Raw genomic sequence first — 8,752 nt, forward strand, 5'->3', positions numbered from 1 at the left:
AGCCCGCGGTGGGCCGCCGGTCTCCCTATATCCCCCGGGCCGCGGCGGCCGGCGCGCGAAGCGCGCCTCTCGTGCCGAGCCGGAGGTTGGTGACGATGACGACGAGATGTCGCGACATGACCGGCCTCGCGTTTCGGGTGCCGTGGACGGCTTGTCGAGTCGGAGGAGGCGGGTCTGCGCCGGGGAGTGGCGCCTTCCCCCCGAGGGGCCACGAAGGGCTGAGCCTAGTCGGTCCGCCCCCGGGATTCAACGGGTCTGTGCGGATTCCCGCCGGACCCGGGCGCGGCGCCGGAGGTGGACCGGGGAATCGAACGCCCCCGCCGCGGTGCTTCGCGGCGGGGGCGCGATACGGGCGCCGTAGGATCGATAGACGCTTACTTGAGATGCTTCGAGACGAGCTTGGTCATCTCGAACATGCTCACCTGCTTCTTGCCACCGAAGATCGCTTTGAGCTTGTCGTCCGCGTTGATCATCGTGCGCTTCTTCGCGTCCTGGAGCTTGTTCTTCTTGATGTACGCCCACAGCTTCTTCGTCACCTCGGTGCGCGGCATCGCCTTCGCGCCCACCACTTCGGAGAGGGTCGCCGACGGCTGCATCGGCTTCATGAACGCGGCACTCGGCTTCCGCTTGGAGGCCGTTTTCTTCTTGGGCTTTGCTGCGGCGCGCTTCTTAGCTGGCATGCACCTCTCCTTTCGTGAACGTCGGCCGATCCGAACATGTCGGCGCCGAAGGGAAGTACTAGCAGATTCAGTGCTGGCGTACAGGGAAAAATGGTGATTTTCCGAGGGAAAACCGATGTTTTTCCCAGGAGAATCGCCCGAAAGGCGGGAGCCGGAAGAGGAAACGTGGAGCGCCGAAGAATAAAAGTGGAGCGGAAGACGGGATTTGAACCCGCGACAACCACCTTGGCAAGGTGGGGCTCTACCGGGCTGAGCTACTTCCGCTCACAGGGAACTTGTCGGTACGGCGGAGGGGATTCTAAACCCCCCCTTTTCCCCTCGTCAAGGGAGGCGGGGACGGCGGGCCGCCGCGGCGCCCCTCGCCCTCCATCGCTTCCAGCCAGCGGTTGAATCCCGACCCCATCCTGCGGGCCGCGTTCGCCTGGCGGTAGAGGTGGATGTACTTCCGCGCCGAGGACTCCCAGGAGAAATCGCGGGCCATGCCCTGGCGGCGGACACGCGCCAGCGCGGCCGGCTCGGCGAAGAGCGCCACCGCCTCTTCGGCGGCGCGGACCAGCGCCTCGGCCGTATAGGGTTCGAACAGGATTCCGGTCCCCTCCTCCCCGCGACGCGTCACCGGCTCCACCGTGTCGGCCAGGCCGCCCGTGGCCCGGACGACGGGGACGGTGCCGTAGCGCATGCTCATCATCTGGTTCAGCCCGCACGGCTCGTAGTGCGAGGGCATGAGGAAGAAGTCGGCCCCCGCCTCGATCCGGTGGGCGAGCGGGTCGTCGAAGCCGCGCCGGAACGCGACCCGGTCGGGGTGGCGCCGCGCCGCGCCCTCCAGGAACTCCTCGTACTCCCGCTCCCCGTTCCCGAGGAAAACCCAGCGCGCCGGGAGCGCGAAGAGGCGGTCGGCGGCCGCGCGGATCAGGTCCAGCCCCTTCTGCTCCACGAGGCGGGAGATCATCCCGAAGACCGCACGCCGCGGCGCGCGCGAGAGCCCCATCTCCTCGAGGAGCGCCTCGGTGCAGCGCTCCTTCGAGTCCAGGCTCTCCGCGTCGTAGCGCGCGGCGAGATGCCGGTCGGTGCGCGGATTCCAGGTCTTCACGTCGATGCCGTTCAGGATCCCCACCAGGTCGTTGCGCCGCGCGTTCAGCACCCCCTGCAGCCCGAAGCCGAACTCCTCCCCCGACTGGATCTCCTCGGCATAGCGCTCGCTCACCGTGACGAGCACGTCGGCGAAGTGGATCCCCGCCTTCAGGAAGTTCATCTTCCCCCAGAACTCGAAGGGCGAGAGCGGATGGAAGAGATCCTCCGGGAAGCCGGCGGCGCGCATCGTCTCGGGCGGGTAGACCCCCTGATAGCCGAGGTTGTGGATGGCCAGGATCGTCGCCGTCATCTGGAAGAAGGGATCGTCGGCGAGGAGCGTCTTGAGATAGGCCGGAGCGAGCGCCGTCTGGTGGTCGTTGGCGTGGATCACCTCGGGGGCGTAGGCCGCCGCGCGAAGCGCCTCGAGGGAGGCGCGCGCGAAGAAGACCCAGCGCTCGGCGTTGTCGGCGAATGGGGTCCCCGTGCTGGGATCGGCGTAGACGCCGTCGCGGCCGAACCAGGTCTCGTTCGCCAGAAAGAAGTGGTGCAGGTGTCCGGGCAGGCCCGCCTGATGAAGACGGTAGAGGAGGGCTGTCTCGTCCCGCCCCGACACGGGGACCTCGACCTGCCCGACCAGCTCGAGCGTGGCCCCTTCGGGCAGCGCGAGATCTCCGTAGCGCGGGAGGACCACGGCCACCGAGCAGCCGAGATCCGCCACGGCGCGGGAGAGCGCGCCGGTCACGTCGCCCAGCCCGCCCACCTTGGCGAAGGGGACGCACTCGGCGCTCAGGATGGCGACGCGGAAGCGCTGGGCCATGGCTACGGAGAGGGCGGCGCCGCGGCGCGCTCGGGCGCGCGCAGCCGCTCCGCGGCCTCTTCGGGCGGAACGGCGTTGATATAGGCGCCGGTCCCCCATTCGAAACCGGAGGCCATCGAGAGCTTGGGCACGATCTCCACGTGCCAGTGATACCACGGAAGCGAGGGGTCGCGCGCGGGCGCGGAATGGATCAGGAAGTTGTAGCAGGGGCGGTCGAGCGCCGCGCGCATGCGCCGGAGCGTCGAGCCGAGGAGCGCGGCCAGGGCGTCCAGCTCCGCCCGCTCGGCCGACGTGAAGGACGATTCGTGCCGGAGCGGGAGGATCCAGGTCTCGTAGGCGAACCGCGAAGCGTAGGGCGCCAGCGCGACGAAGCGGTCGTCGCGCGCGATGAGGCGGTCGCGCGCCTCGAGCTCGTGCGCGATCATGGCGCAGAAGGAGCAGCGCCCCGTCTCGCGCCAGCGCCGCTCGCACTCCGTGAGCTCCTCGCGCGCCACGTTCGGGATCACCGGCGTCGCGAGGAGCTGGATATGGCTGTGCTCCTGCGAGGCGCCGGCCCAGGCGCCGTAGTTCTTGAACGGAAGCACGTAGCGCACGCGCGGGTCGGACGCGTGCGCGCGGGCGCGGTCGCGGCAGACCTCGAGCACCTCCGCGATCCGCTCCACGGCAAGCTCCGAGAGCTCCGCGTCGTGCTCGGGCGACTCGATGATCACCTCGTGGGCCCCCACGCCCTCCATTCGCTCGTAGATCCCGTCCCGGACCCGCTCCGCCGCTCCCGAGGGACGGAGCGCCGCGAACTTGTTCGGGATGACGCGCGTTCTCCATCCCGGCGCGTCGGGGCGGGAATCGGGATCGCGCCGCGCGTCCACCTCGGGCGGCGTGTGCCCCTCGTTCCCCGGGCAGAAGGGGCAGGGTCCGGCGGCCGCGGCGGCCGTGGACGGAGGAGGCGCGGACGAGGGGCGCCGGCCGCGTTCGGGCGCGATCACCACCCAGCGCCCCGCGATGGGGTCCTTGCGCAGCTCGGGCGCCTCCGGGGACGTCTCCACGGCGCGAAGTCTACTACGGGCTCGAACGGGTCCGAAACGCGCCCGGGTACCCCGCCCGGGCCGCCCGGTCGCGAAGCGCCTGCGCCTCCGCCTCGGTCGCGAACGCCCCCAGCCGGACCTTGTAGAGGGACCCCTCGCGCTGGATGACGAGCTCTGCCTGGAGCCGCCGCGCCGCGGCGCGTCCCACCCGTTCCGCCTCGGCGCGGCTCTCGGAAGCGTGGATCTGCACGCGCCAGAGCCCCTCCGAGGGCGCAGGAGCGGCCGAATCGCCTCCCGAGGGCCCAGGCACCGATTCCGGCGCGGGCGTGCCGGAGGGACGCTCCGGCGCGTCCGGGGCCGGCGCGGGCGGCGCCTGGGCGCCTCCCCGGGGCACCGGGTCGGGGAGCGTCGCCAGCTCCCGGGGGGTGATCTGCTCCGAGGGGTCCAGGCGAGCGGGAGCGCCGGCCGGGCGCTCGGAGGGGACCGGCTCCGGCGGCAGCTCGGCGCGCCGCGTCGGAGGGGCGGGCGCCTCGTGGTCGGGCTCCGCGGGCGCGGCCGCCTCTCCGCGGCGCGGGGCGTGGGCGCACCCGCCGAGGGCGAGGGCCGCCAAGAGGGCCGCGAGGAGCGCGGCGGGCGCGAGCGGCCGGCGGAGGCGCCGGACGGGGCCGCCGCTAGAGGAACGCATCGCCGCCGGGCTCGGCCTTCAGCCGGGCCACCAGCGCGCGCACTTCCTGCACGCGATCCTTCGGGCAGACCAGGGTGGCGTCCGGGGTGTGCACGATGACCAGGTCGCGCGCGCCCACGGCGGCGACCAGCCCGCCGTCGGCGAAGGCGACCACGCCGTCGGAGTCGAGGAGGATCGTCCTCCCCCGCGTCACGTTCGACCCCGATCCCTCCGCCGCCTCCCCCTGCCCCAGCGCCGCCCACGAGCCGAGATCGTCCCAGGCGAACCCGGCGCGCGCCACGAGGGCGCGCGCGCTCCGCTCCATCACCGCGACGTCGATCGAGACCGACGGGGCCGCACCGTAGTAGCGCAGGAGCGCCGCCTCGTCCTCGGCGAGCCGCGCGGGGAGCGCGGGAAGGAGCTCCGCGATCTCGGGCGCGTGCGCGCGGATCTCCTCCAGCATGACCCCCGGCGGAAAGAGGAACATCCCCGCGTTCCAGAGATGCCGTCCGTCCGAGGCGTAGCGGGAGGCGGTCGCCAGGTCCGGCTTTTCGCGGAACGCCGCCACGGTCGCCAGCGGCGAGCCGGGCGCCGTGGCGGCGCCCACCTCGATGTAGCCGTAGCCCGTCTCCGGACGCGTCGGCGGCATGCAGAAAGTCACGATCGCGCCGCGCTCGAGCGCGGCCTCGCCCGCGCGGACCAGCTCCTCCCGGAAGCGCTCCGCCGGCTCCACGCGATGGTCGGAGGGGAGCACCGCGACGACGGCGTCCTCCCCTGCGTCGCGCAGCCACCAGGCCGCCAGCGCCACCGCGGGCGCCGTGTTCTTCCCCACCGGCTCCCCCACCACGTGGTGGTGCGGGATCTCCGGAACGGCGTCGCGCACCGCGCCCGCCAGGTCGCGCGCGGTGATGACGAACGTGTCGCGCGGCAGGGCGGCTCCACGAAGCCGCGCCAGCGTGTCGGCCAGCATCGAGCGTTCGGAGAGGAGCGGCAGGAGCTGCTTCGGCCGGGCGCGGCGCGAGAGCGGCCAGAAGCGCTCGCCGCGCCCTCCCGCCAGGATCACCGGGTGGAGTCGCATGCGTGGAGCGGTATCACACGGTGCTGCGGGAGTCTAGTAGGCGCCCCGGCCCGAGATCACGGCGGGCACCGTGAGGAGGAGGATCCGCGCGTCCATGGCCGGCGAGTAGCGGTCCACGTACTCCAGATCGAGCCGCATCCACTCTTCGAAGGAGAGGTCGCTTCGGCCGGAGATCTGCCAGAGGCAGGTGAGGCCGGGACGCACCGCCAGGCGGCGCAGCATCCACGGCTCGTAGCGCTCCACCTCCTCGGGAAAGGGAGGCCTCGGGCCGACCAGGCTCATGTGTCCCTGGACCACGTGCCAGAGCTGCGGCAGCTCGTCGAGCGACGTCTTCCGGAGCAGGCGCCCCACCCGCGTCACGCGGGGGTCGTTGGTCAGCTTGAAGGCGGGCCACTGGGATTCGTTCAAGTGCAGCAAGAGGCCGCGAAGCTCCTCGGCGTCCTTCTGCATGGAACGGAGCTTCAGGAAGGTGAACTTGCGCCCGCCGCGCCCCACGCGCACGGCGCGATGGAACACCGGGCCCGGCGAGTCGAGCTTCACGAGGACGGCGGCGACCGCGATCACGGGGAGCGCCACGATGGAAAGAACGGACCCCAGGGCCAGATCGAGCGCCCGCTTCCCGAACCGACGGTAGGCCCCCATGCCGCGCAATCTACCACGCCCCGTCGCGGCCCGCGTCCGCCGGGGGAAAAGGAAGAGGGCCGCGGCTTGCGCCGCGGCCCTGAGTTCCCTACGACCGACCCTCGAACAGCGGACTACTTGAGGATCGTGATGCTCTTCACTTCCGATCCGTCGAACTGCGACCAGACCTTCACGAAGTAGACGCCCGAGGCCAGCTTGGAGCCGGTCGAGGAACGCCCGTCGATCGTGTAGTCGTGGTACCCAGCCTGCATCGTCGTCTCATCCGTGATCGTCTTCACCAGGCGGCCCTGCGGGTCGAACATCTGGACCCGAACGGCGCCCGGCTTCGTCGTCATGAAGGAGAGCTTCGCCTGCGGGTTGAGCGGGTTCGGCGAAATGCTCGCCGCCAAGAACGTTCCGTTCGACTTCACGATGAGCTGCATCGTGGCCTTGAACTGCCCGCCGCCGATGAGAGTGCCCGTGATGTCAACCGTGACGGTATTGGAGCCGGACGGGAGTCCGGTGAACAGCGTGCGCAGATTCGCCTTGGTGAAGCACGCCGTGATCTCCGTGATCCCATCCGCGTTCTTGTCACCGTCGATGGACGTCTTCGACGGATCGGCGAGGACGGAGTTGTTCGAGCCGCTCGGATAGACCATCCGGATGCTCGCGAGATTCACGTCGTTGGTGCTGAACGTTCCGCCGTCCGGCTGGACCTGGACGCACGAGTACGGCTTGCCCGCCGCCAGCGAGATGGTCTTGTTGCCACCCGTAGCGAAGGCCGTCGCCGAGAACGTGTCCGAGATCGTCGCCGTCGTGGTGGCCGTGGACGACTGTCCATTCGCGGTAACCGTCAGCGTGACCGTGTAGGTTCCGGCCGCGGCGTACGCATGCGAGGTCGTCGCACCCGTGCCCGTGGAGCCGTCACCGAAGTCCCACGCGTAGGTCAGCGCGTCGCCGTCCGGATCGGACGAGCCCGTGCCATTGAAGTTCACGTTGACGCCCGTGATACCGGTGTAGGGGCCGCCCGCGTTGGCGATCGGCGCACGATCCACGTTGTTCACCGTGATCGAGGTCGTCGCATTCGCGCTGCCGCCGTTTCCATCGGCGCCATGGAACGTCACGCTGTAGCTGCCCGCCTGGGTGAAGCTCGGCGTCCAGCTGAAGGTGCCCGTGTTGTTCCCGTTGTCCGTGAAGGTCGAACCGGACGGGAGACCGAGTGCCGTGAGGGTCACGTGGTCGCCGTCAGGATCCGTCGCCGTCACGTTGAACGTGATCAGGGTGCCTTCGTTGCCCGAGGCCGTGGCCGGAGCCGTGACCACCGGGTTCTGGTTCGCGTTGGTCACCGTGACGGCCGTCGTCGCCGAGCCGCTGAGCGCGTTCGACGCCGTGAACGTCACGTTGTAGGTGCCCGCATCGGCCAGCGTCGTCGCCCAGCTGAACGTCCCCGAGGTGTTCGAGGCGTTCGCCGTGAACGTCGCCGTGCCGGGAAGCGGAGCCGCGGTGAGCGAAGCGATCGCGTCACCGTCCGGATCGGACGCCGTCACCGTGAAGGTGATCGTCGTGCCTTCCGCACCCGAAGCCGTCGGCGGAGCCGTAACCACCGGCGCCCGGTCGACGTTGTTCACCGTGATGCTCGTGGAAGCCGAACCCGTCAGGGCGTTCGACGCCGTGAACGTCACGCTGTAGGAGCCCGCCTGCGTGAACGACGGCGTCCAGCTGAAGGTGCCGCTCGTGTTGCCGGCGCCAGCCGTGAACGTCGCGCCCGCCGGGAGCGGAGCGCCCGTGAGCGAAGCAATGGCGTCACCGTCCGGATCCGAGGCGCTCACCGTGAAGGTGATCAGGGTTCCCTCGTTGCCGGAAGCCGTCGCGGGAGCCGTAACCACCGGAGCCCGGTCGACGTTGGTGACCGTGATCGCCGTCGTCGCCGAACCCGAGAGGGCGTTCGTCGCCGTGAACGTCACGTTGTAGCTGCCCGACTGGCTGAAGCTGGGCGTCCAGCTGAACGTGCCCGACGTATGGGCCGCGTTCGAGGTGAACGTCGCGCCCGACGGAAGCGGAGCCGCCGTCAGGGTCGTGATCGCTTCGCCATCCGGATCCACCGCCGACACCGTGAAGGTGATCAGCGTGTTCTCAGCACCCGAAGCCGTCGCGGGAGCCGTGACCACCGGAGCCCGGTCGCCGTTCGTAACCGTGATGACCGTCGTCGCCGTGCCCGTGAGGGCGTTCGACGCCGTGAACGTCACGTTGAACGTGCCGGTCTGCGCGTTGGTCGGGGTCCAGCTGAACGTCCCCGAGGTGTTCGTCGCGTTCGCCGTGAACGTCGCGCCCGAAGGCAGCGGAGCGCCGGTCAGCGAAGCAATCGCGTCGCCGTCGGGATCCGAAGCCGTCACCGTGAAGGTGAGGAGCGTGTTCGAAGCGCCGCTCGCCGTCGCCGGGGCCGTCACGACCGGAGCACGATCGGTGTTCGTGATCGTGATCGCGGTGGTGGCCGAGCCGCTCAGCGCGTTCGTAGCGGTGAAGGTGACGGAGTAGCTGCCCGCCTGGGTGAAGTTCGGCGTCCAGGAGAGCGTGCCGCTCGTATTGCCCGCACCCGCCGCGAACGTCGCGCCCGCCGTGATGGCCGTGCCCGTAGCGGTGAGCGTGGTGATGGGATCCGCATCGGGATCCGAAGCCGTCACCGTGAAGGTGATCAGCGTGTTCTCGTTACCCGAGGCGGTCGCGGGAGCCGTGACCACCGGCGGCCGGTCGCCGTTCGAGATCGTGATCGCCGTCGTCGCCGAGCCCGAGAGGGCGTTC

7 protein-coding genes and 1 tRNA gene are annotated in these 8,752 nt (G+C 70.4%); all 8 read right to left on the reverse strand.

Translation table 11 applies throughout. From position 1 onward, the window contains the following. Positions 1–374 precede the first annotated feature (374 nt). Positions 375–680: an SWIB/MDM2 domain-containing protein gene (locus tag VE326_06220; GenBank protein ID HYJ32800.1), complete on the reverse strand. Its 306-nt coding sequence runs from the start codon at positions 678–680 to the stop codon at positions 375–377. 187 nt (positions 681–867) lie between these two features. Beyond that, positions 868–944, reverse strand: a tRNA-Gly gene (locus VE326_06225). A 34-nt stretch (positions 945–978) separates the two neighbouring features. Beyond that, on the reverse strand, positions 979–2,568 hold the full coding sequence (locus VE326_06230; GenBank protein ID HYJ32801.1) for a glycogen/starch synthase: 1,590 nt from the start codon (positions 2,566–2,568) through the stop codon (positions 979–981). 2 nt (positions 2,569–2,570) lie between these two features. Then, positions 2,571–3,611: a DUF4931 domain-containing protein gene (locus tag VE326_06235; GenBank protein HYJ32802.1), complete on the reverse strand. Its 1,041-nt coding sequence runs from the start codon at positions 3,609–3,611 to the stop codon at positions 2,571–2,573. Positions 3,612–3,624: 13 nt separating this feature from the next. Next, a complete protein-coding gene (locus VE326_06240; GenBank protein HYJ32803.1) occupies positions 3,625–4,275 on the reverse strand; it encodes an SPOR domain-containing protein in 651 nt (216 codons plus the stop codon). Next, entirely contained in the window at positions 4,262–5,332 is a 1,071-nt protein-coding gene (locus VE326_06245) for a sugar phosphate nucleotidyltransferase (GenBank protein ID HYJ32804.1), read from the reverse strand. Before VE326_06245 ends, VE326_06240 begins: the two co-directional genes overlap by 14 nt. A 33-nt stretch (positions 5,333–5,365) precedes the next feature. Beyond that, on the reverse strand, positions 5,366–5,974 hold the full coding sequence (locus tag VE326_06250; protein HYJ32805.1) for a sugar transferase: 609 nt from the start codon (positions 5,972–5,974) through the stop codon (positions 5,366–5,368). A 113-nt stretch (positions 5,975–6,087) separates the two neighbouring features. Beyond that, a partial coding sequence (locus VE326_06255; GenBank protein ID HYJ32806.1) for a putative Ig domain-containing protein occupies positions 6,088–8,752 on the reverse strand: 2,665 nt, incomplete at its 5' end.

The organism is Candidatus Binatia bacterium (assembly GCA_035631035.1).
GTDB lineage: Bacteria > Eisenbacteria > RBG-16-71-46 > SZUA-252 > SZUA-252 > DASQJL01.

Excerpts from the sequence above, each read along its gene's own strand:
- VE326_06220 (HYJ32800.1), bottom strand. The coding sequence starts at position 680 with ATGCCAGCTAAGAAGCGCGCCGCAGCAAAGCCCAAGAAGAAAACGGCC.
- VE326_06245 (HYJ32804.1), bottom strand. The coding sequence starts at position 5,332 with ATGCGACTCCACCCGGTGATCCTGGCGGGAGGGCGCGGCGAGCGCTTC.
- VE326_06230 (HYJ32801.1), bottom strand. The coding sequence starts at position 2,568 with ATGGCCCAGCGCTTCCGCGTCGCCATCCTGAGCGCCGAGTGCGTCCCC.
- VE326_06240 (HYJ32803.1), bottom strand. The coding sequence starts at position 4,275 with ATGCGTTCCTCTAGCGGCGGCCCCGTCCGGCGCCTCCGCCGGCCGCTC.
- VE326_06250 (HYJ32805.1), bottom strand. The coding sequence starts at position 5,974 with ATGGGGGCCTACCGTCGGTTCGGGAAGCGGGCGCTCGATCTGGCCCTG.